This window comes from Paraburkholderia caribensis, assembly GCF_002902945.1.
Classification (GTDB): domain Bacteria; phylum Pseudomonadota; class Gammaproteobacteria; order Burkholderiales; family Burkholderiaceae; genus Paraburkholderia; species Paraburkholderia caribensis.
In genome coordinates, this window is the sequence record NZ_CP026102.1 from 275,706 (window position 1) to 298,942 (window position 23,237).

19 protein-coding genes are annotated in these 23,237 nt (G+C 62.7%); 12 read left to right on the plus strand and 7 right to left on the minus strand.

The window, feature by feature from the left end:
- Positions 1-57: 57 nt before the first annotated feature.
- The 3 genes from C2L66_RS17640 to C2L66_RS17650 are packed head-to-tail and all read left to right on the plus strand — an operon-like array spanning position 58 to position 3,699.
- Positions 58-1,368 (plus strand): MFS transporter, encoded by a 1,311-nt coding sequence (locus tag C2L66_RS17640; protein WP_060604187.1) that lies wholly within the window; start codon positions 58-60, stop codon positions 1,366-1,368.
- A gap of 32 nt (positions 1,369-1,400) precedes the next feature.
- On the plus strand, positions 1,401-2,657 hold the full coding sequence (locus tag C2L66_RS17645) for a Zn-dependent hydrolase (RefSeq protein WP_060604184.1): 1,257 nt from the start codon (positions 1,401-1,403) through the stop codon (positions 2,655-2,657).
- Between the two features lie 13 nt (positions 2,658-2,670).
- The gene (locus C2L66_RS17650) at positions 2,671-3,699 is read left to right on the plus strand and encodes a histone deacetylase family protein (RefSeq protein WP_060604180.1); all 1,029 of its coding nucleotides are present in this window, start codon (positions 2,671-2,673) and stop codon (positions 3,697-3,699) included.
- Positions 3,700-3,852: 153 nt separating this feature from the next.
- Here the strand turns inward: C2L66_RS17650 and C2L66_RS17655 are convergent, their stop codons facing one another.
- The gene (locus C2L66_RS17655; protein WP_060604177.1) at positions 3,853-5,388 is read right to left on the minus strand and encodes a complex I subunit 4 family protein; all 1,536 of its coding nucleotides are present in this window, start codon (positions 5,386-5,388) and stop codon (positions 3,853-3,855) included.
- A gap of 393 nt (positions 5,389-5,781) precedes the next feature.
- Here C2L66_RS17655 and C2L66_RS17660 point away from each other — a divergent pair, with 393 nt between their 5' ends.
- Positions 5,782-6,030, plus strand: a complete 249-nt coding sequence (locus C2L66_RS17660; protein ID WP_054932979.1) for a hypothetical protein — start codon at positions 5,782-5,784, stop codon at positions 6,028-6,030.
- Positions 6,031-6,139: 109 nt separating this feature from the next.
- Here C2L66_RS17660 and cyoD read toward each other — a convergent pair whose 3' ends face one another.
- From cyoD to cyoA, 4 genes are read right to left on the minus strand one after another with little or no spacing between them, the layout of a single operon-like run.
- Complete coding sequence (gene cyoD / locus C2L66_RS17665) at positions 6,140-6,484, minus strand: cytochrome o ubiquinol oxidase subunit IV (RefSeq protein WP_035999922.1); 345 nt, start codon at positions 6,482-6,484, stop codon at positions 6,140-6,142.
- A complete protein-coding gene (gene cyoC, locus C2L66_RS17670) occupies positions 6,485-7,093 on the minus strand; it encodes a cytochrome o ubiquinol oxidase subunit III (protein WP_007743998.1) in 609 nt (202 codons plus the stop codon).
- Complete coding sequence (gene cyoB, locus C2L66_RS17675; protein ID WP_054932978.1) at positions 7,093-9,099, minus strand: cytochrome o ubiquinol oxidase subunit I; 2,007 nt, start codon at positions 9,097-9,099, stop codon at positions 7,093-7,095. The genes cyoC and cyoB overlap by 1 nt, the downstream gene beginning before the upstream one ends.
- A 2-nt stretch (positions 9,100-9,101) precedes the next feature.
- Positions 9,102-10,004 (minus strand): ubiquinol oxidase subunit II, encoded by a 903-nt coding sequence (gene cyoA / locus C2L66_RS17680; RefSeq protein WP_054932977.1) that lies wholly within the window; start codon positions 10,002-10,004, stop codon positions 9,102-9,104.
- Between the two features lie 278 nt (positions 10,005-10,282).
- Between cyoA and C2L66_RS17685 the strand changes: the two genes are divergently transcribed.
- The 4 genes from C2L66_RS17685 to C2L66_RS17700 all read left to right on the plus strand — a co-directional run bounded on the left by C2L66_RS17685 (position 10,283) and on the right by C2L66_RS17700 (position 13,375).
- Positions 10,283-10,702 carry a DUF1810 domain-containing protein gene (locus C2L66_RS17685; RefSeq protein WP_054933005.1) on the plus strand — a complete coding sequence of 140 codons (420 nt, stop codon included), beginning with the start codon at positions 10,283-10,285 and terminating at the stop codon, positions 10,700-10,702.
- A gap of 143 nt (positions 10,703-10,845) precedes the next feature.
- Positions 10,846-11,298: a Fur family transcriptional regulator gene (locus C2L66_RS17690; RefSeq protein ID WP_054932976.1), complete on the plus strand. Its 453-nt coding sequence runs from the start codon at positions 10,846-10,848 to the stop codon at positions 11,296-11,298.
- Positions 11,299-11,381: 83 nt separating this feature from the next.
- A complete protein-coding gene (locus C2L66_RS17695) occupies positions 11,382-12,044 on the plus strand; it encodes a response regulator (RefSeq protein ID WP_054932975.1) in 663 nt (220 codons plus the stop codon).
- On the plus strand, positions 12,041-13,375 hold the full coding sequence (locus tag C2L66_RS17700; RefSeq protein WP_060604173.1) for a sensor histidine kinase: 1,335 nt from the start codon (positions 12,041-12,043) through the stop codon (positions 13,373-13,375). The genes C2L66_RS17695 and C2L66_RS17700 overlap by 4 nt, the downstream gene beginning before the upstream one ends.
- A 65-nt stretch (positions 13,376-13,440) precedes the next feature.
- Here the strand turns inward: C2L66_RS17700 and C2L66_RS17705 are convergent, their stop codons facing one another.
- Positions 13,441-14,892: a heavy metal sensor histidine kinase gene (locus C2L66_RS17705; RefSeq protein ID WP_060604172.1), complete on the minus strand. Its 1,452-nt coding sequence runs from the start codon at positions 14,890-14,892 to the stop codon at positions 13,441-13,443.
- The gene (locus C2L66_RS17710) at positions 14,892-15,569 is read right to left on the minus strand and encodes a heavy metal response regulator transcription factor (protein WP_035999940.1); all 678 of its coding nucleotides are present in this window, start codon (positions 15,567-15,569) and stop codon (positions 14,892-14,894) included. Before C2L66_RS17710 ends, C2L66_RS17705 begins: the two co-directional genes overlap by 1 nt.
- Before the next feature lie 1,114 nt (positions 15,570-16,683).
- Here C2L66_RS17710 and C2L66_RS17715 point away from each other — a divergent pair.
- The 4 genes from C2L66_RS17715 to ltnD all read left to right on the plus strand — a co-directional run bounded on the left by C2L66_RS17715 (position 16,684) and on the right by ltnD (position 23,222).
- Positions 16,684-18,276 carry an aspartate-alanine antiporter-like transporter gene (locus C2L66_RS17715; RefSeq protein ID WP_060604169.1) on the plus strand — a complete coding sequence of 531 codons (1,593 nt, stop codon included), beginning with the start codon at positions 16,684-16,686 and terminating at the stop codon, positions 18,274-18,276.
- A 281-nt stretch (positions 18,277-18,557) separates the two neighbouring features.
- Entirely contained in the window at positions 18,558-20,495 is a 1,938-nt protein-coding gene (locus tag C2L66_RS17720) for a putative bifunctional diguanylate cyclase/phosphodiesterase (RefSeq protein ID WP_060604165.1), read from the plus strand.
- 1,064 nt (positions 20,496-21,559) lie between these two features.
- Positions 21,560-22,264 carry a FadR/GntR family transcriptional regulator gene (locus C2L66_RS17725; protein WP_060604162.1) on the plus strand — a complete coding sequence of 235 codons (705 nt, stop codon included), beginning with the start codon at positions 21,560-21,562 and terminating at the stop codon, positions 22,262-22,264.
- 67 nt (positions 22,265-22,331) lie between these two features.
- Positions 22,332-23,222, plus strand: a complete 891-nt coding sequence (gene ltnD / locus C2L66_RS17730) for an L-threonate dehydrogenase (protein WP_060604159.1) — start codon at positions 22,332-22,334, stop codon at positions 23,220-23,222.
- The last annotated feature ends 15 nt before the right edge of the window (positions 23,223-23,237 follow it).

Genomic DNA, 23,237 nt, shown 5'->3' on the forward strand with positions numbered 1-23,237 from the left:
AACACCGCGCGCGAAACCACGGGTTCAACCCACGTCAGACGTGTATCAGGAGCCAGCATGACCCAAGCCATCAGTACCGCCCGTCAGCCGGGTCGCGCCGCAACGGCCGCGTTCATCGGCACGATGATCGAGTGGTACGACTTCTATATCTACGCGACGGCCGCCGCGCTCGTATTCGGCGAGCTGTACTTTCCGTCGGGCGACCGCTTCGTCAGCACGATGGCGTCGTTCGCGACCTTTGCCGTGGGCTTTTTCGCGCGGCCGCTGGGCGGCATCGTGTTCGGCCATCTTGGCGACCGCATCGGCCGCAAGAAAGCGCTGATGACCACGCTGATGATGATGGGCATTGCGACCGTGTGCGTCGGCCTGCTGCCCGACTATTCAAAAGTCGGCATGCTCGCGCCGGTGTTGCTCGTGCTGCTGCGCGTGGTGCAGGGGATTGCGGTTGGCGGCGAGTGGGGCGGCGCGGTGCTGATGGCGGGCGAACATGCGCCGCAAGGGCGCCGAACGTTCTTCGCGTCGTTTGCGCAGCTAGGCAGCCCGGCGGGACTGATTCTGTCGCTGATCGCGTTTCGCGCGGTGACCTCGATGGACAAGGCGGACTTCATGTCCTGGGGCTGGCGTCTGCCGTTCCTCGCCAGCTCCGTGTTGTTGATCGTCGGTATCGTGATCCGTCTCGGCGTGAACGAATCGCCGGAATTCCAGCGTGTGAAGGAATCGAACCGCACGGCGAAGCTGCCCATCGCCGAAGTGTTCAGCTCGGCATGGGGCCTCGTGCTGCTGTGCATCGGCACGAATACGATCGGTATTGCGGGCGTGTACTTCACCAACACGTTCATGATCGCGTACACGACGCAATACGTCGGCGTGACGCGCTCGCTGATTCTCGATTGCCTGTTCGCCGTCGCGATCATCCAGTTCGTGTCGCAGCCGCTCGCCGCGTGGCTGGCAGAGCGCATCGGCGGCGCGCGCTTCCTGAAGATCGCCGCCTTGCTCGCGATGATCTCGCCGTATCCGATGTTCATGCTCGTGCAAAGCGGCTCGGCCGTGCCGATGGTGATCGGCATCGCGATTGCCGTGGTCTGCATGGCGAGCTTCTACTCGGTGATCGCAGGCTTCGTCAGCGGCATCTTCCCGACGCGCGTGCGCTACTCGGGCATCTCGCTCGCGTACCAGGTGTGCGGCGCGGTGGCAGGCGGTCTCACGCCGCTGGTCGGCACGTGGCTCGCGCATCGCTATACGGGCCAATGGTGGCCGCTCGCGGTGTTCTATACCTGCCTCGCAGGGATTTCGCTGGTGTGCATCGTCGCGCTCGACGCACGGCGCGCGGCGCACGCGGAACAGGCTGAAGCCGTCGGCGCGCATTGAACCGAACTCACGTTGAACGACCCGGAAGACTCATGAAAGATCTGTTGCAAATCGACGGCGCGCGCCTTTGGCGAAGCCTGATGGACATGGCGCAAATCGGCGCGACGCCGAAGGGCGGCGTGCGGCGTCTTGCGCTCACCGATGAAGACGTGCGCGGCCGCGATCTGTTCGCCACGTGGTGCCGCGACGCGGGCATGACGGTGAGCGTCGATGAAATCGGCAATCTGTTCGCGCGGCGTGAAGGTGCGCAGCAGGATGCAGCGCCCGTGCTGATCGGCAGCCATCTCGACACGCAGCCGGAAGGCGGCCGCTTCGACGGCGTCTACGGCGTGCTCGCCGCGCTCGAACTCGTGCGCGCGCTGAACGACGCCAACATCGTGACGGAGAAGCCAATCGAAATCGTCTCGTGGACCAACGAGGAAGGCGCGCGCTTCACGCCTGCGATGCTCGGTTCTGCGGTGTTCACGGGTATCACGTCGCTCGACGACGCGCTGGCGAAGGAAGACGCCGATCACATCACGCTCGCCGATGCGCTGACAAAGAGCGGCTATCGCGGCGCACGCGCGGTTAAAGGCCAGGCCGTCGATGCGTATTTCGAAGCGCATATCGAACAGGGCCCTGTGCTCGAAGCGAACGGCACGACCATCGGCGTCGTGACGGGCGGCCAGGCGATCCGCTGGCTCGACGTCACGGTGACGGGCATGGCCGCGCATGCGGGCACGACGCCGATGCCGTATCGCAAGGATGCTTACTTTGCGAGCGCGCAGATGGCGACGGAGCTGGAGCGCATCGTCGAACGCTACGCGCCGCGCGGCCTCGTGACGATCGGGCAGGTTGGCATCAGGAATGCGTCGCGCAACACGATTGCAGGCGAAGTGTCGTTCACCGTCGATCTGCGTCATCACGAAGACAGCGAAGTCGATGCGATGGAGCGTGATCTGCGCGCGGCCTTCGAGCGCGTGGCGCAAGCGCGCGGCGTGCAGCTTCGCGTCGAAACGTACTGGCGCAGCCCCGCGACGCCGTTCGATAGCGCATGCGTCGATCTGGTGGCGCAAGCGGTCGAAGCGCTCGGCTATTCGAACGAACGCATCGTCAGCGGCGCAGGTCACGATGCGATTCATCTCGCGCGTTATTGCCCGACGGCGATGGTGTTCATTCCGTGCGTCGACGGACTGTCGCACAACGAGGCCGAAGACGCGCTGCCTGAAGACGTCACGCGCGGCGCGAACGTGCTGCTCAATGCGGTGCTGGCGCGCGCGGGCGCGATGGCGACGGCGGATGCGCAATAAGAAAGGATTGGCGATGAAGACTTTTTTTCACCCCGAACAACTGCTGCATCATCCGCGCTCTTATCTGTCGCGTGGCCAGATGCGTGAGCCGCAGGAAGTGCCCGAACGCGCGGCGCGGCTGGTGGCCGCGGCGAAGTCCCTGGACTTCGATGTCGTCGAACCGGCCGATCATGGCACGGCCGCCATTGCCGCTGTGCACGACATGAACTATCTGCGCTTTCTGGAAGAAGCGCACCGCGACTGGAAGAAGATGCCCGACGACTGGGGCGACGAAGTAATGTCGAACATCTACGTGCGCGATCCGAATCCGTTGCGCGGCGTGCTCGCGAAGGCGGCGCGGTATCTCGCCGACGGCAGTTGCCCCGTGGGCGCGAATACGTGGCGTGCCGCGTACTGGTCGGCGCAGAGCGCGTTGGCGGCGGCGTCGGCCGTCAACGAAGGCGCGCGCGAAACCTATGCGCTGTGCCGGCCGCCGGGCCATCACGCACGCGCCGATGCGGCGGGCGGCTTCTGCTATCTGAACAACGCGGCCATTGCGGGGCAGTCGTTGCGCAGCCGCTTCAGGCGCGTCGCGATTCTCGACACCGACATGCATCACGGCCAGGGCGTGCAGGAGATTTTCTACGGACGCGACGACGTGCTGTACATCTCCATTCACGGCGATCCGACCAACTTTTATCCCGTGGTAGCGGGCTATGAGGAAGAGCGCGGCGCGGGTTCGGGCGATGGCTTCAACGTCAATCTGCCGATGCCGCATGGTTCGTCGGAAGCGGTGTTCTTCGACAGGCTCGACGAAGCGCTGCGCGTGTTGACGCGCTTCGAGCCCGACGCGCTGGTGCTCGCGCTGGGCTTCGATATCTACAAGGACGATCCGCAATCGCAGGTGGCCGTCACGACGGAAGGTTTCGGGCGGCTCGGTGAAGCGATCGGCGCGTTGCGCTTGCCTTCCGTGATCGTGCAGGAAGGCGGCTATCACCTGGAAAGTCTCGAAGCGAACGCGCGCGCGTTCTTCGGCGGATTTATGGAGAGGCGCGGCGGTTAAGCGCGCGTTTCAGGCTCGATGTAGAAACGGCCTCGCAGCGATGCGAGGCCGTTTTTTTGTTGGGCCAGCGCGAATGCGCCAACGCAAATGCGCCAACGCAAATAAAAACGGGCGTCCGATGGACGCCCGTCGAATGCTTGCCGTCGAAGCCGATCAGCCCGGCATACGAGGCGCAGCAGCCGGCGCACGGTTGTTCGAAGCGACACCCGTATCCGTCGGCAGCGCGGAGCCCTGTGCTTGCGCAACGAGGTTTTCCGTGGCCGGGCCGATCGCGTCCGTGAAGGTCTTCGGACGCACGCCGATGGCCAGCACCAGCACGGCCATCGCGCCGAGCAGCACGAATTCGCGGCGGCCCAGATCGCGCAGGCTCGACACGCGCGTGTTCTTGACCGCGCCGAACATCACGCGCTTGTACATCCACAGCGTGTACGCGGCGCTCAGGATCAGCGTCAGCGCAGCCGTCGCGCCAACCCAGAAGTTGAAGCGGATCGCGCCCATCAGCACCAGAAACTCGCCGACGAAACCCGACGTGCCCGGCAAGCCGACGTTCGCCATCGAGAACAGCATCGCAAACGTGGCGAGCTTGGGCATCGAGTTGGCCACGCCGCCGTAGGCATCGATCGAGCCGTTCTTCGTGCGGTCGAACAGCATGCCCGTGCACAGCAGCATCGCGCCCGACACGATGCCGTACGACAGCATCTGCACCACGGCACCTTCCGTGCCCATGCGGTCGAACGTGAACAGGCCGAGCGTGACGAGGCCCATGTGCGCGACGGCGGAGTAGGCGAGCAGCTTGCGCATGTCGGTCTGCGCGAGCGCCAGCAGGCTGCCGTAGATCACCGCGACCAGCGACAGCGCGATCATCGCCGGTGCGAAGAAATGGCAGGCGTCCGGCACGATAGGCAGCGCGAAGCGCAGCAGGCCGTAGCCGCCCATCTTCAGCATGCCGAGCAGCACGGCGGCGCCCGTCGGGCCATCCGAGTGGACGTCGGGTAGCCACGTGTGCACGGGCCACATCGGCACCTTCACCGAGAAGGCCGCGACGAAGCCGATGAACACCATGATCTGCGGCATGAAGTCGAGCTTCAGCGTGCGCCACGTGGCGATGTCGAACGTGTGCGAGTGCGCCCAGAGGTAGATCAGCGCGGCGAGCATCGCGAGCGAGCCGACCAGCGAAAAGAAGAAGAAACGCACGGCTGCGTAGACGCGGCGCTTTTCGCCCCACGTGCCGATCAGCAGATACAGCGGAATCAGCGACGCTTCGAAGAACACGAAGAACAGCATGCCGTCGAGCGACGTGAACACGCCTTGCATGCAGCCGGACAGCAGCAGGAACGCGCCGTAGTACTGCGCGACGCGCGTGGTGATCGATTCCCACGACGCGATCACGATGATCAGCGTCGTCACGGCCGTCAGCACGGTGAACCACAGCGAAATGCCGTCGACCCCGAGGTGATACGAGATGCCGAACTCGGGCAGCCACGCGGACTGCTGCTCGAACTGCATCGTCGACAGCGACGAATCGAAACCCGCTACCAGCGGAATGACGGGCAGGATGCTGACGGCCGCGCCGATTAGCGCAAGCCAGCGCGTGCGGCTTTGCGCGCTGTCAGAGCCGCCGAGCAGCACGACGATACCGGCGACGATGGGGACCCAGATCAGGAGGTCGAGGACTGATGGGAGGTGCATTTGCTCTTTGATGAAACGCCTGAACGCGAATAGCAGGCCCTCGCCCCCAGGGCGAAGGATCAAAAAACCTTACATGGACATTTCGACGGACGGCCCCGAGGGGCGCGGGACGATGCGCGGCTTGCGCACGCGCGTAACCAAAACGCATGACGGTCAGGGTTAACGAGGATAACTCAAAATAATAATGTTGCGCTGCCACAAGTGCGTTTTTTATTTATTGCGGAACTCGGCATTGACATTGCTGGATGGTCCTGCGCAGGAGAAGTGCGCTGCACAAAAAAGCGGCACTGGAAGCGCTTCCACACGATGCGGCGCAATCGCGGCTTACAGGGGTTGCCCTAGATTTAAGCGTCCGTTGTTCGCTGTACGCTTAAGTCGCGAGGAGACGAACCCATGAGAAAAGTTTTCCACATCGCCGTTATTGCCGTTTTGGCTTACCTGGTTGCCGACCGGGCGCTGCTGCATGCGCAGGCGCGGGAGGCCAGCACGTTCGCCTGCGCGCAAGGTGCCGAACAGGTGAAGCTCGATGCGCTGGGCAGAGGGTTTGGCGACGCTGCCGCCAGCAGTCAGGGCGAAGCGTTCAGGTCGGGATGTCTCGTGACGGGACGTGGCCGTCCGATGGAGATGCTGGCGCGCAACTGATCAGCAGTTGATGTGCAGATAAAGCGCAGATGAAGCAGGGGAGGGAAACCGCGCCGGCCGCACGCTATGGCATGTGCAACCGGCGCGAGGATGCGCGCTTAACGCAAGGTTAGCGCGACATCATGTTCATGCTGACGTTATGCATGACCCACAGCGTACCGCCGATCACGATAACAGCCGTCAGCACGGTGAACGCAAACGCGGTCACGTTCCAGCGCTGACCCGACGACGTGTTCATGTGCAGGAAGTACACCAGGTGCACGATGATCTGCACGAGGCCGAGACCGGCGATCGCGTAGAGCGCCTGCGTGCCCGTCGCCCAGCCCGCCAGCACCACGCCGAATGCGGCTGCCGTCAGAATGACGGACAGCACGAACCCGATCATGTAGCTGCCGAAACTGCCGTGGCTTTCGTCCCCGTGCGCCGAATGTGATGAGTGAGAATGGCTGCTCATTTAGATCACGCTCGCAAGATAGACAAACGAAAAAACACCGATCCACACGATGTCCAGGAAGTGCCAGAAAAGGCTCAGGCACGTCAGACGGCGCAGTTCGCGCTCACCCAGAGCGGGCGCGCGCACCACCTGAATCATCATCACCAGCATCCACACCAGACCCGACGTGACGTGCAGGCCGTGCGTGCCGACCAGCGTGAAGAACGCCGACAGGAACGCGCTGCGGTCAGGACCCGCGCCGTCCGCGATCATGTGCGAGAACTCGCGGATTTCCAGCGCGACGAACGATGCGCCCAGCACGAACGTCACAGCCAGCCAGAACAACGTGGTGCTCTTGTTGTTCTTGTGCGCGCCGAGCATCGCGAAACCGTAGGTGATACTCGAGAACAGCAGGATCGCCGTTTCGATCGCCACGCCCTGGATCTCGAACAGATCCTTGCCGCTCGGACCGCCCGCGAACTGGTGGCTCATCACTGCAAACGTCGCGAACAGCGCCGCGAACAGAATGCAGTCGGTCATCAGGTACAGCCAGAAGCCGAACACGGAATTGGACGGAGCGTGTTCCGCGTCGTGATGATGCGGGTCCGCAACAATAGCTTTTTGTAGCATCAGGCAATCTCCTCAGCTTCGGGCAGTTGCTTGGCGATCGCCGCGCCCGAACCAGCGCCGTTACGTTCTTCCATCATGCGAACGGTTTCGGCGGGGATGTAGTAGTCGGTGTCGTTATCGAAGCTGCGTGCGATCCACGTACCGATCGCGCCGATAAAGGCCGCGATAGCCAGCCACCAGATGTGCCACGTCAACGCGAAGCCCAGCGCGAGGCTGAACACGCCGATGAAGAAACCTGCGCTGGTGTTCGACGGCATGTGAATGTCGCGGTAGACGGGCTTCTCGACATTGCCGCGTTGCTTCATGTCGTGGAATGCATCCAGTTCATGCACGACAGGCACGGTCGCGAAGTTGTAGATCTGCGGCGGCGAAGTCGTCGCCCATTCGAGCGTACGGCCGTTCCACGGATCGCCCGTCAGGTCGCGGTTTTCCGGCTTGTTGCGGTCGCGGATCGAGACCACGAGTTGCAGCAGCTGGCAGGCGATACCGATTGCGACGAGCACGGCGCCCAGTTCGGCGACGAGCAGCCACGGGTGCCATGCCGGGTTGTCGTAGTGGTTCAGACGGCGCGTCATGCCCATGAAGCCGAGCACGTACAGCGGCGTGAACGCAACCCAGAAGCCGATCTGCCAGAACCAGAACGCAGCCTTGCCGAGCTTCTCGTTCAGCTTGAAGCCGAACGCCTTCGGGAACCAGAAGTTCATGCCGGCGAGGTAGCCGAACAGCACGCCGCCGATGATCACGTTGTGGAAGTGAGCAATCAGGAACAGCGAGTTGTGCAGCACGAAGTCCGCGCCCGGAATCGCCATCATCACGCCCGTCATGCCGCCGATCGTGAACGTGACCATGAAGCCGATCGTCCACAGCACGGGCGTCGTGAACTCGATGCGGCCCTTGTACATCGTGAACAGCCAGTTGAACACCTTCACGCCCGTCGGGATGGCGATGACCATCGTCGCAATGCCGAAGAACGCGTTGACGTCGGCGCCCGAACCCATCGTGAAGAAGTGGTGCAGCCACACGAGGAACGACAGCACCATGATCGCGCACGTTGCGTAGACCATCGTCTTGTAGCCGAACAGCGGCTTGCGCGCGAACGTCGAGATGACTTCCGAGAAGATACCGAACGCCGGCAGGATCAGGATGTAGACCTCAGGGTGGCCCCATGCCCAGATCAGGTTCAGGTACAGCATGGCGTTGCCGCCGGCATCGTTCGTGAAGAAGTGCATGCCGAGGTAACGGTCCAGGCCGAGCAGCGCGAGCGTGACGGTCAGGATCGGGAACGCGGCCATGATCAGCACGTTCGTGCACAGCGCAGTCCACGTGAAGACAGGCATCTTCATCAGCGTCATGCCGGGTGCGCGCATCTTGATGATCGTGACGAAGAAGTTCACGCCCGTCAGCAAGGTGCCGATACCCGACAGCTGCAAGCTCCACAGGTAGTAGTCGACACCGACGCCCGGGCTGAACTGCAGCTCCGACAGCGGCGGGTATGCGAGCCAGCCCGTTTGCGCGAATTCGCCGACCAGCAGCGAGATGTTGATCAGGATCGCGCTGATCGCCGTCATCCAGAACGACAGCGAGTTCAGGAACGGGAACGCGACGTCGCGTGCGCCGATCTGCAGCGGCACGATCAGGTTCATCAGGCCGACCATGAAGGCCATCGCCATGAAGAAGATCATGATGACGCCGTGCGCCGTGAAGATCTGATCGTAGTGGTGCGGCGGCAGATAGCCAGGCGCGTGATACGCGAGCGCGAGCTGCGTACGCATCATGATCGCGTCGGCGAAGCCGCGCAGCAGCATGATCATCGCAACGACGATGTACATCACGCCGAGCTTCTTGTGGTCGACCGACGTGAGCCATTCGGTCCACAGGTAACGCCACTTGCCGAAATACGTGATTGCGCCGAGCACGGCCAGCGCGCCGAGAATCATCCCGGCGCCTGCGACCACGATGATGGGTTCGTGGTACGGAATGTCTTCCAGGGTTAATTTACCGAACATGCTTACCCCTTGGTCCCGTTAGGTGCACAGTTCACGTCTTTCATGTTGTCGATGACGTGACCGTTGTTGTAGCGGGCAACAATGTTGTTGAAGAGCTTGGGATCGACCGACGAGAAGTACGACACGGAGGCCTTTTCTTCCGGCTTCGCCACTGCGTAATAGCGATCCATGGAGAGGTGGTCCGTCGATGCGCGTGCTTTCGCGACCCATGCGTCGAAATCTTGCTGCGACTCGGCGAGCGTGCGGAACTTCATGTCCGAGAAGCCCTTGCCGCTGAAGTTGGCCGAGGTGCCGGCGTAATCGCCCGCTTCTTCAGCCAGCAGATGCAGACGCGTCTGCATGCCTGCCATCGCGTAGATCTGGCCGCCCAGTTGCGGGATGAAGAACGAGTTCATCACCGTGTCCGACGTGATGCGGAAATTCACCGGGGTGCCCACGGGAATCGCCAGCTGGTTCACGGAAGCGATGCCGAGATCCGGATAGATGAACAGCCACTTCCAGTCGAGCGCGACGACTTCGACATTGATCGGCTTCACGTTCGATTCGAGCGGCTTGTACGGGTCGAGCTCATGCGTGCTCTTCCACGTCAGGACGGCGAGGAACAGAATGATCAAGGCGGGGATCGTCCAGACGGCGACTTCGATTGCCGTCGAATGCGACCAGTTCGGACGGTATTCGGCGGACTTGTTCGATGCGCGATAGCGCCATGCGAACAGCAGCGTCAGGAAGATGACGGGAATCACGACGATCAGCATGGCCCACGTCGAGGTCGCGATCAGCGACTTCTCGGCGGCGCCGATGGGGCCTTTCGGCGTGAGCAGCTCGAGGTTGTTGCACCCCGAAAGCAGGAGGGCTGGGGCAATTGAAACGAGACCGGCTAGCCGGCCCGCGATTTTTTTCGTCATCGCGGCCCTCTACAAAAACAAACGAACGAACGCATGCATTTCCTTGCTCCTTTTATAAGCGCTCGCATAATACGAAATGCACGTGTTGCAGTACAGCACTTTGATGCGAACGAACTATTGCGCGATCAGAGGTGAGACATAGTGTCGCAATGCCGCATCGGAGCCCCTTTTGTGGCGCGCCGACGGTCGGAAAGGCGGGGCTGAAAGGTTGTTGTATGGAATTGGCGGGTATGCCGGATGCGTTTGCTGCGGCACGCCAAAGAATTGCGGAGGACGGGATGGACGATAAATTCGACCTTCGACGCTTCGTCGATGCTCAGGCACCTATTTATGAGCAGGCGCTAGCGGAATTGCGAGGCGGGCGCAAGCAAACCCACTGGATGTGGTATGTCTTTCCCCAGTTTCAGGGGCTCGGATCGAGTCAAATGGCCCAAAAATTTGCCATTGACTCACTCCCCGAAGCTGTCGCGTATTTGCAACATCCGGTGCTCGGTCCCCGTTTAAAGCAGGTGACGCGGGCCGTCAACGAAGTCGAGGGCCGGTCGATCGAGACCATCTTCGGCTATCCGGATTACCTGAAGTTCCATTCGTCGATGACGCTGTTTTCGAAAGCCGCGCCCGACGAGCCGGTGTTCACCGAAGCGCTCGCCAGATACTTCGGCGGCAAGCCGGACGAGAGGACGCTGGAGCTCCTCTGAGCGTCGTACGCAAAGCGCGCGAAGCACCCAAGACGCGCTGCGCCCGCCCCGCAAGCCCGCTAAGCAATTCTTAAGGATCGCGCGGCCAGAATGGCCCGTTGCGAAGCCCGACAGAGGCTTTGCGCTACCGGACGGGGCTCCCCATGATTGCAATCTACGCTGCGTTAAAAGCGGCCGGCCTGCGCCCGACCTCGAGCCGGGCCTCCGTGCTGAGGCTTTTCCACGAGCTCCCGCACGAGCATTTCACTGCCGATCAGGTGTATCGCAAGCTGTCGCGCGAGCCGGAGCCTTGCAGCCTGGCGAGTGTCTACCGCGCGCTCTCGCAGTTGCATGAGGCGGACCTCATCTCGAGCGCGACATTGGGCGATGCGCGCATCATCTACGAACTCAATCGCGGGCAGCGCCACTATCACCTCGTCTGCAACCGCTGCGGACGCATTCAGGACGCGTACGATCCGGGCCTTGAACAGCAGCAGGCCAAGATCGCCGCCGATCAGCACTTTCACTACCTGGCGTCTAGCCTCGTGATCTTCGGCCGATGCGAAGCCTGCGAAGGCCTCCCTGCGATACCGAAGCGCGTCGGCGCGAGCGTCTGAGCGGCCTTCCGGCGAACCGCTGCTTAAGGGCGCGTTAAGCTACGGGTTCCGAGAATGGAGGCTATCGACGGAGAGCATGGGCCATGCGTTTGCTGCTGGTGGAAGATGACGAAATGATTGGCGAGCCCGTCGTGGATACGATGCGTGGCGCGGGCTATGCCATCGACTGGGCGCACGACGGGCGCGAAGCCGAGCTGTCGCTCGCCCACGACGTCTACGATCTGGTGCTGCTCGATCTCGGCCTGCCGAAGGCCGATGGCATCGACGTGCTCAACCGCTACCGGCGCAGCGGCGGCAGCGCGCCCGTGATGATTCTCACCGCGCGCGACGCCGTCGAGAGTCGCATTGCGGGGCTCGACGCGGGCGCCGACGACTATCTCGTCAAGCCCTTCGATCTCGACGAACTCGCGGCGCGCGTACGCGCGTTGCTGCGCCGGCGCACGGGGCACGCCCATCCCGAGTACGCGCACGGCGATCTGACCTTGAACCCGGCCGCACACGAAGCGACGCTGAAGGGCGAACGGCTGTCGCTCGTGCCGCGTGAATTCAGCCTGCTGCAGGCGCTGATCGAAGAGCCGGCGCGCGTCTTCACGCGCTCCGAACTCGAAGACAAGCTGTATGGCTGGGGCGAGGAAGTGGGCAGCAACACCATCGAAGTGCATGTGCATAGCCTGCGGCGCAAGATCGGCGCCGACCAGATCGTGACGGTGCGTGGCGTCGGCTACCGGCTCAAGCGCGCCGTATGACGTCGATCCGGCGCTGGTTGCTCGGCTGGCTGATTGCGGGTCTCGCGCTCGCGGCGTTGAGCGCGGCGTATGGCATTTTCTATACCGCGCGGCTCGAAGCCACCGAGCTGTTCGACTACGAATTGCGCACGGTGGCGCTCTCGGTGCCGGCGACGGTCGGCAGCATCAACGAACTCGCGCGGCGCACGCCGGACTTCGCGGGCCTCGCCGACGATCGCCTGTTCATCGAAGTGTGGGACGACGCAGGTCAGAGCGTGTACAAGTCGCTCGAAGGCATAGACGTGCCGCGCTATCCGCCGGGCTTGCGCACCGTCGAGCGCGACGAGTATCACTGGCGGGTCTTCGGCGTACAGGAAGGCGACCGGTTCGTGCAGGTCGCGCAACCCGTGTCCGTGCGCGAAGATCTCGCGCTGCATCTCGCATTGCGCACGCTGTGGCCGCTCGCGCTGCTTCTGCCCGTCATCGTGCTGATCGTGCTGTTCGTGGTGAGACGCGGTCTTGCGCCGATCGGCAGCATCTCGCGCGCACTCGCGACCCGTTCGTTCGATTCGCTCGATCCGTTGCGCCTGGACGGACACATGCCCGTCGAACTGAAGCCGCTCGTCGATGCGCTCAATGACCTGCTGCACCGCCTGAACCTCGCATCGCAATCGCAACGCACTTTTGTCGGCGACGCTGCACACGAACTGCGCTCGCCGCTCGCCGCATTGAAACTGCAGTTGCAGGGGGCCGAGCGCGACGGCTCGCTGGTCGGTAACAAGCAGACTTTCGAGCGCATCGAAGGGCGTCTGAACCGGCTGATCCATCTCGTGCAACAACTGCTGACGATGGCGCGCGAAGACGCGCAGCGCAGCGCGCATTTCGAGCCGGTAAGCCTGCGCCGCCTGTGCGAGCGCGCCGTGGGCGACTTTTCGACGCTCGCCGAAGCGCGGCAGATCGACCTCGGCCTGGAGTTCAATCCCTCTCGCGATGCCGACGACGCCTACAAGGTCAGCGCCGAGCCAGCCGGTATCGAGGTGCTGCTCAACAATCTGATCGACAACGCTATCCGCTATACGCCGCGCGGCGGCAAGGTGGATGTGATCCTGAAGCGCAATGGCGACACCGTCGGCCTGTGCGTGTCGGACAGCGGGCCCGGCATTCCGGACGTGGAGCGCGAACGCGTGTTCGACCGCTTCTATCGCAGCGCGGGCAACAAGGAACATGGCAGCGGGCTGGGCCTCGCGATTGCGCTGAAAGTCGCGCAACGCCATCAGGCGACGCTGAGCATCGACAACAACGAAAACGGTACGGGGCTTCGCGTCACGCTGTCGGGGCTGCGGGCGCAATAGAGGCGCAATAGCCGCTGAATAGCAGCTGAATCGCAGCTGAATCGCAGCTAGCTTGGCGCGCGCACTCAACGAAACGTCAGCACGAAGCGCGTGCTGCGCGCGTCGCTTTCCGCATGCACGGTGCCGCCGTGCAGCTCCATGATCGTGCGCACGATTGCGAGGCCCAGCCCCGTCGATCCCGGCGAGCCTTGCGGCGAACCTGATGACGGCAACGAACTGCGCGACGGGTCGACGCGATAGAAGCGGTCGAAAATCCGTTCGAGATGTTCGGGCGCAATCGGCTCGCCTTCGTTCGACACCGTGATGCGTACGCTGCCGTCGGTCTCATGAGCGTCGAGCACGATCTCGCGGTCGCGCGGTGTATAGCGCAGCGCGTTCGCGAGCAGGTTGCCGATGGCGCGGCGGAAGAGTTCGAGATCGGCGGTGAGCATCGCGGCGCCTGTCACGCGAACGCGCACGCCGGCATCTTCCGCGACACCTTCGAAATACTCGCCGATGCGCGTCAGTTCCTGTACGGCATCGAACACGCGCATGTGCTTGACGAATTGTGGATGCTCCGCGCGCGCGAGAAACAGCACGTTCTCGATCATGCGCGACAGGCGTTCGCACTCTTCGAGGTTCGATGCGAGCAGGGCTTCGTATTCGTCGGCGGAGCGCGTGCGTGCGAGCGCGACTTCCGTCGCGCCGCGCATATTGCTGAGCGGCGTGCGCATGTCGTGCGCGAGATCGGCGGTGAAACGCGACATCTGTTTGAAGCCGTGATCCATGCGTTCGAGCATGGCGTTGAGCGTGGTCACCAATGTTTCGAGTTCGCGCGGCACGCGTTTAACGGCAATGCGCGTGTTCAGGCGGTTCACGGTGACTTGCGCGGCGCTCGCGGCGATATCGCGTACGGGCCGCATCGCCGCGCGAATCAGCAGATAGCTGAGCACGGTGGTCAGCAGCACGCCAATGATGCCGTAGATCTTGATCTGATCGCGGTAGTGATCGAGCAGTTCGTAGCGGTCGCTCAGGTTGCGCGCGATCAGAATGCTGACGGTTTCGCCGTCGCGCAAGGTCGCGTCGGTGGCGACGCCGCGAATCGGCGCACCCGTGTTGTTGCGCCACGCGACGATGTCGTCTTGCGTGATGCGCACCGTTGGCGGCACGCGCTGAATGGAGCGGCCGGTGGCGAGAATCGAGCCGTCGCTGGCGGGCATGGGCATGCCGAGCGTGCTCGTCAGATTGTGTTCGATGGCGAGTTGCCCGTTGGGATCGAACACCTCCATCGACATGCCGGGATTGCCCAGCACGATGCTCGTGATGCGGTCGCCATGCTCGCGAATGCCTTTCGATGCTTCGATTTCCTGCGCGAGGCGTCGTGCATGACGGGCCGCGAGCACGATGCTCATGTCGTCCTGCGAACTGATCTCCCGTTCGAGCGCGCGATACAGAAAGTTGCCGACCAGCACGAACACGGCGAGCGTCGTCGCGCCGAACGCGAGCGCGAGCGTGGTGGTGATCGAACGGCCGCGCATCAACCCGCGTCCTTGATTTCGAGCACATAGCCGACACCGCGAACGGTATGAATCAGCTTGACGGGGAAGTTGTCGTCGATCTTGCTGCGCAGGCGGCGAATGGCGACTTCGACGACGTTCGTATCGCTGTCGAAGTTCATGTCCCATACGTACGACGCGATCTGCGTACGGCTGAGCACCTCGCCGTGCCGGCGCGCGAGCAGTTGCAGCAGCGAGAACTCGCGCGGCGTGAGATCGATGCGCGTCGTGCCGCGCTTGACGCGGCGGCGGTTCACGTCCATTTCCAGGTCGCCGATGCGGATCAGTTCGCTTTCGCGCGGCGGCCCGCGACGCGCGAGCGTGCGTACGCGTGCGAGCAGTTCGACGAACGCAAAAGGTTTGACGAGGTAGTCGTCGGCGCCGAGTTCGAGACCGCGCACGCGGTCGTCGACGTCGTCGCGGGCGGTGAGAAAGAGCACGGGGGTGGTGCGCGTGGCGCGCAGCGTTTTCACGACGGTCCAGCCGTCCATCCACGGGAGCATTACGTCGAGGATGATGACGTCGTAGTCCTCCTCCTGCGCGAGAATCAGGCCGTGGGAGCCGTCGTTCGCTACCTCGACTGAATAGCCGGACTCTTCCAGTCCTTTCTTCAGGTAGGCGGCTGTTTTGGGTTCGTCCTCGATGACCAGGATGCGCATTGTTCTGCTCCGCTTTGCGGATAGAGGGGGATGGTTTGATCATACCGAGATGTGGGTGGGGGTTGATTACATTTCGGTAATGTTGGTTTGGTTTTGGTTTTGGTTTTGGTTTGTTGGTGTTTGCGCTGGCATCCGCGAATTGTTAGCTCGCTTCACGCGTCGCCCCTGTGCGGGGCGGCACCTACTTTTCTTTGCCGCCGCAAAGAAAAGTAGGCAAAAGAAAGCGGCTCACACCGCCAATTCTTGACGTTTGCCCACGGGCCCCCAACGTCCCCACACTTCAAACATCAGTGCCATGGTTGGCGGCCGTTGCCAACGCTTCGAATGAATGCCTCACCTGCTTCGGATACCCGTACCCGGTCAAGCGGCAGCGAATGGTATGTGCCGCCCAGGTGGCAAACTGTGTGTAGGTTGTCGCGTCGTATAGCCTGGCGCTCTTACCGGGTGGGACGCGTGCGCTAATGGTCCGGAGTGAGGCGTGTGGAGCACTGAGGGCCGACACACAGTTTGCCACCTGGGCGGCGGAGGACTGTCTGGCAAGGCGTGCTGCGACGCGGACGCATGAAGCGGGTGAGGCGCACCGCAAGAGCGTTGGCAACGAAGATGGGTCACGTGATTGCCGTGTGAAGCGTAAGAACCTGTGGGGGCCCTCAGGCAAGAATTAGCGCTGGCGGTGTGAGCCGCTTTCTTTTGCCTACTTTTCTTTGCGGCGGCAAAGAAAAGTAGGTGCCGCCCCGCACAGGGGCGACGCTTGAAGCAAGCTAACGTAACGCGGATGCCAGCGCAAAGTCCAAAATCCAGAACGGCGACGCCTGAAGCAAGCTAACGAATCGCGGATGCCAGCGCAAAGTCCAAAACCCAGAACGGCGACGCCTGAAGCAACCTAACAAATCGCGGATGCCAGCGCAAAGGCTAAAAACACCAAACCGCGACGCGCAAAGCCCGCCAACAACGCAAACACCAAAACACCAAACCGCATTGCCCAATTCGACCACCCCTCCGCGCAGCGTCTATCATTGATCTGGCAATACGAGAGCGAACACCGCAAAAAACATCACGTGCATGCTCTCTGGCTAGCTAACAGCAGCCGCTGCACAAACCTTATGGAGCGGATATGGACGCAGTCCGGACATTGCTCGAATCGCAGCCATTGCTCACCTTGTTTCTCACCGTCGCACTGGGCTATGTGATCGGCGAATGCAGCATCAAAGGCGTGGCGCTCGGCTCGGGCGCGGTGCTGTTCGTCGGACTCGCAATCGGCGGATTCGCGCCGAAGTCCGCGCCGCCCGCGGTGCTCGGCACGTTGGGTCTGCTGCTGTTTCTCTATGGCATCGGCGTGCAGTACGGCGCGCAATTTTTCGCTGGCTTGTCGAGTGCCGATGGACTCAAGGCAAACGCAGCCGCCGTGCTCGGCGTGATCGGCGCGGGCTTCGTGTCGCTCGCGCTCGGGCCGCTATTCGGCGTGAAGCTCGATCAGGCGCTCGGCCTGTATGCGGGCGCAGGCACCAGCACGGCAAGCCTGCAGGCGGTGCTCGCCGTGCTGAAGGGCGAAGGCGCGGCCGTCGGCTATAGCGTCGCGTATCCGTTCGGCGTCGCGGGGCCAATCCTGTTTTTGTATCTGCTGAGCGTCGCGCTGGCGCGCAAGATCGAAGCGCCGCCCGCGCACATCATGGAGACAGCCGAGATCGCGCTGCGTAACCAGGCATTCGTCGGCCTCACCTTTCCCGAACTCAAGGCGCGCCTGCCCGCAGGCCTCGGCATCGCAGCCGTGCGCCGCGCGCATCACAACCAGCTGCCCGCCGACGATCTCGTCATGCAAGCCGACGACGTCCTGCTCGCCACATCAATGGATGGCGACGAACTGCGCAAGGCCACCGAACTGCTCGGCGAATTGCACCCCGGACGCATGACGCGTTTCCGCGAAGACCTCGACTATCTGCGCGTGTTCGCGTCGAGCCGCATCGTCGTCGGCCACGCGCTGCGCGATGTCCGCTTCCCCGACGGCATGGTGTGCTCGATCGCGCACGTGCGCCGCGGCGACGCCGACATGCTGCCGAGCCCCGAGCTGATACTCGAGTTCGGCGACCGTGTCGGCTTGCTGATCGGCCCCGGTCAACGCGAAGCCGTGCGCAAGCTGTTCGGCGATTCGATCAAGGGCACGGCGGAGTTGAGCTACATCTCGATCGGCGTCGGCGCCGCGATCGGCTTGCTGGTCGGCCTGATTCCGCTGCCGATACCGGGCGTCGGCAAGTTGTCGCTGGGGCTTGCCGCGCTGCTGCTGGTCGCGCTCTATCTCGGCAAGATCCGGCGACTGGGTGGACTGGTCTGGACGATGCCGCTTTCCGCCAATCTCGTGCTGCGCAACTTCGGCCTGACTGTGTTTCTCGCGCAAGTGGGGCTGTCGTCGGGACCGAAGTTCTTTGCGACGATCGGCCTCACGGGCATCTCATTTCTGCTGTACGGCGCCGTCATTCTGATTGCACTCGTGTGCATTACTGCGGCGTGCTGCCTGTGGCTTTTTCGCCTGCCGTTCGACGCGACCGTCGGCGTGATCAGCGGTGCGACGGGCAACCCGGCCATCCTCGCGTTCGCGAACCGCATTGCGCCCACCGATCGCCCCGATGTCGGCTACGCCATGATCTTTCCGTCGATGACGATCGTGAAAATCCTGTTCGTCGAGATCGCGGCTGTGGTCCTGGGCGGATAAACCAAACCGCTGTTCAGGCACTATTGATCTGAGGAATGCCCTGCAAAAATGGGCTTTTTGCGAGCATTAGCAGGCGTGTTGCGCAAGCGTGTGTGGCGCCGTCGACACAGCGCGGCACATCACGCAGGTTTCTTTACTGGCGAACGCAGTCGCTCTCGTATCATCAGGTTCGCCGTGAAACTGCCGTAAACATGCAGGAGCGTGACAAACGCGACCGCGTCCCGCAGCCTGGACCAATCGACAGGCGGCGCACCTTGCCGACCCATTCACGCTGCCGAGCCATGATTCGCCCGCAGGACCTCGCTTCGTTCCGCACCATTCCCGCCGTGAAGGCCGCGCTGTCACGCTCGCAGTTCGACGCGTTTTCGCGGCAATTGCCGCTGCTGTACGTGATCCTCGTGATCAACAGCGTTGCTGTGGCCGCAACGCATGTCGCCGTTGCGCCGGCGTGGCTCGCCATCTGGGTGCCGCTCGCGATGTGCACGGCCTGCGCGATCCGGCTCGTCGTGTGGGTGAGGCGAAGAAAATACCTCGCTTCGCTGACGGACGAGCAGGTCGCGTCGCGGCTCAAGACGACCGTCTGGCTGATTGCGCTGCTGGGTGTCATCTTCACCGGCTGGGGATTGCTGTTGTTCCCGTATGGCGATCCGTACGCGCGCGCGCACGTAGCGTTCTACATGTCGATTACGGTGATCGGCTGCATCTTCTGTCTGATGCATATGCGCAAGGCCGCGTTGCTGCTGACGGCCATTGTGATCGTGCCGTTCTCGCTGTTCTTTTCGCTGACGCATAACGCGGTGCTCGTCGCGATTGCGATCAACATGTTGCTCGTTGCCGTCGCGATGATCTTCATTTTGATCACCTACTATCGCGACTTCGCGAACCTCGTCGAATCAAAACACGCCTTGCAGGCGAAACAGGCCGAACTGCAACGGTTGAGCGACGAAAATTCGCGCCTCGCCAATCTCGACCTCTTGACGGGACTGCCGAACCGCCGACGCTTTCTCGCCGATCTCGACGCGCTTTTTCAAACGGCGCAGGACGGGCATGCGCGCTTTGCCGTTGGTGTAATCGATCTTGACGGCTTCAAGCAGGTCAACGATCTGTACGGCCACGGCGCGGGCGACCGGGTGCTCGAAGAAGTGGGCCGTCGGTTGCTCGATGTGTCGGGGCCGCGCATCAGGCTGGCGCGCCTGGGCGGTGACGAGTTCGGGCTGCTGGTGACGGACGTGCGCGAGACGCAGGAACTGCGCGATATCGGCGCGGCGATCTGCGAGATGCTGCGTGCGCCGTATGCGTGGCCGGGTGCGACCGCGCGGCTGTCGGGATCGCTGGGCTTCGCCGTTTATCCCGATGCGGGGTTTTCGCCCGCACAACTGTTCGAGCGTGCGGACTATGCGTTGTATTTCGCCAAGGAGTATCGCCGCGGCTGCACGACGATCTTCTCGTCGGAGCATGAAAGGCAGATTCGCGAGTTGGGACAGGTGGAGCAGGCGTTGCGGCACGCGGACCTCGAACGCGAAATGACGCTGCATTTTCAGCCTATCGTTGACACGTTGCACGAGCGAGTCGTGTCGTATGAGGCGCTTGCGCGATGGCGCAGTCCGGCGCTGGGTGACGTGCCGCCGTCGCTTTTCATCAAGGTTGCTGAACGCAGCGATTTCATTCATACGGTGACGGCGGCGTTGTTGCGCAAGGTGCTCGCAACGATGCGCACGTGCGATCCGGCCGTGCGTGTCGCTTTTAATCTGTCGGCGCGCGATATTGGCTCGGCGGATGCGGTTGCGAATATTGCGGGCATGATTCGCGAGAGCGGTATTGCGCCTGAGCGTTTGACGTTCGAGGTGACGGAGACTGCCGTGATTCAGGATTTCGAGCAGGCGTCTGCAGCGCTGGATGCGTTCAAGCAGCTTGGCGTGCATATCTCGCTCGATGATTTCGGCACGGGGTATTCGAGTCTTACCTGTATTCATCGGCTGCCGTTGGATAAGGTAAAGATCGATCGCGGGTTTCTGGATCGAATCGACAGTGATCCGGCGGCGCGGGATATCGTGAGGAGCATTCTGGAGTTGTGCCGGTCGCTGGAATTGACGTGCGTTGCGGAGGGAGTGCAGACGGAGGCGCAGGCTGATGCGCTGCGGGGGCTGGGGTGCACGGTCATGCAAGGGTTTTTCTTTGGCGCGCCCGCGCCGTTTGAAGAGCAGTCTCTTGTGGTGTGATTTTTGGGGTTTTTTGTCTGCGACGGCTGGATGGGGGTTGGGGTTTGGTCTTTGTGCTGTCGCATTGGCGGTTTGCCTTTGCGTTGGCATCCGCGATTCGTTAGCTTGCTGCAGGCGTCGCGGTTTGGTGTTTTGGCCTTTGCGCGGGCATCCGCGTTACGTTAGCTTGCTTCACGCGTTGCCCCTGTGCGGGGCGGCACCTACTTTTCTTTGCCGCCGCAAAGAAAAGTAGGCAAAAGAAAGCGGCTCACACCGCCAGCCCATGTTCTTGCCTGAGGGCCCCCAAAGGTTCTTACACTTCACACGGCAATCACGTGACCCACGTTTGTTGCTAACGCTCTTGCGGTGCGCCTCACCCGCTTCATATCCCCGCGTTTCAGCATGCTGCGCCACACAGTCCACGGCCGCCCAGGTGGCAAACTGTGTGTGGGCCCTCGCTGCTCCACACGCTTCACTCCAGACCAATAGCGCACGCGTCCCACCCGGTAAGAGCGCCAAGATATACGACGCGACAACCTACACACAGTTTGCCACCTGGGCGGCCCATACCATTCGCTGCCGCTGGCCCGGGTACGGGTAATTGAAGCGGGTGAGGCGTTTGTTCGAAGCGTTGGCAACGGGCACCAACCAAGGCGCTGGTGTGTGAACGATGGGGACGTTGGGGGCCCGTGGGCAAAGGTCAAGAATTGGCGGTGTGAGCCGCTTTCTTTTGCCTACTTTTCTTTGCGGCGGCAAAGAAAAGTAGGTGCCGCCCCGCACAGGGGCGACGCGTGAAGCGCGCTAACAAAACGCGGATGCCAGCGCAAAGGCGAAAAACACCAAACAGCGACGCGCCTGAAGCACGCAAACAAATCGCGAATGCAAGCGCAAACACCAAAACACCAAAACACCAAACCGCGACGCGCGAAGCGCGATAACAAAACGCGGACGCCAGCGCAAAGGCGCAAAAACCCCCGACCTGGCAACGCCCGCGCCGCGAGGGCACATTCCCGAGGGTTTCCCCCCATACCCCGCGCCGCAGGCAAATTTGTATGATGACCCTATGACATGGCAAATCCACTGATATGTTCGAAAAAATCCCGAGCCGGGCACTCAGCGACACCGTCGCCCAACAACTGCTCGCGCAAATCGACAAAGGCACCTTCGCCCGCGGCGGCAAGCTGCCGACAGAAGCCGTGCTATCGCAAGAATTCGGCGTAAGCCGCACAGTCATCAGGGAAGCCATCTCGCGCCTGAAGAACGAAGGCGTGGTCGAGCCCCGCCAGGGCAGCGGCGTGTACGTGTCAGTCCACGGCGCGATCCGCCCGCTGCGAATCGACTACGCAGAAGCAATGGAAGGCGGCTCAGTACTGCACATCCTCGCAGTGCGCCGCGCGATCGAAGCCGAAGTCGCAGCGGAGGCTGCCATGCGCCGCACGGACGCCGACATGCTGGCAATCGACGCCGTCCTCAAAAAGATCGACGAAGCCGTCGCCGAAGGCCGGGACGGTGTCGCTGAAGACGTCGCGTTTCATCGCACCATCGCCACCGTGACGGGCAACCCGTATTTCCTGAAGACCCTAACGTTCCTCAACCAGTATCTCGAAGCAGGCACCGTCATCACGCGCCGCAACGAAGCGCTGCGCGAGGACTTCTCGCGTCAGGTGCGCGACGAGCACGCCGCAATCGTCGCCGCGATTCGCGCAGGCGATCCAATGGCCGCCCGCAACGCCGCGCAAACGCATATGTACAACGCCGCCCGCCGCCTGGCCGAGGCCGGCATCTGCTGATCCACACACACGTGCGCTCGCGACACGCGCGAGCCGTTGTCCGAAGCATTGTTCGTAGGGGAAGGGTATGTCCAGAAATGTCGGAGTGATCGGTCTTGGCGCGATGGGAATGGGCGTCGCGCGCTCGCTGCTGCGCGGCGGCTTCAATGTGCATGCGTGCGACGTGCGCCGCGAAGTGCTCGACCAGTTCGTCGCCGATGGCGGCAAGGCCTGCGCAAGTCCCGCTGAACTCGGCGCGCGATGCGACGTCGTCGTCACGCTCGTCGTCAATGCGGCGCAAACCGAAACCGTGCTGTTCGGTGAGCAAGGCGCCGTTCGCGCGATGAAGCCGGGCGGCGTCGTGATCGCCTGCGCCACCGTTGCGCCCGACTTCGCCATCGACCTCGGCCGCCGCGTCGAAGCGGCCGGCTTGCACCTGCTCGACGCGCCCGTATCGGGCGGCGCGGCGCGCGCGGCATCGGGCGAAATGACGATGATGACCTCCGGCCCCGCCGCCGCCTACGCCGCCTGCGACGACGTGCTCGCCGCGATGGCGGGCAAGGTCTATCGCCTCGGCGACCAGCATGGCGCGGGATCGAAGGTGAAGATCATCAACCAGCTGCTCGCAGGCGTGCACATCGCCGCCGCCGCCGAAGCCATGGCGCTCGGCCTGCGCGAAGGCGTCGACCCCGACGCGCTCTACGACGTCATCACGCACAGCGCGGGCAACTCGTGGATGTTCGAGAACCGCGTGCCGCACATTCTCAACGGCGACTACACGCCGCTTTCCGCCGTCGATATCTTCGTCAAGGACCTCGGTCTCGTGCTCGATACCGCGCGCCGCTCGAAGTTTCCGCTGCCGTTGTCGGCGGCGGCGCATCAGATGTTCATGATGGCGTCGACGGCGGGGCATGGCGGCGAAGACGATTCCGCCGTCATCAAGATTTTCCCCGGCATCGACGTGCCGCCGAAGCGCTAAGCGGAGCCGAAAGAG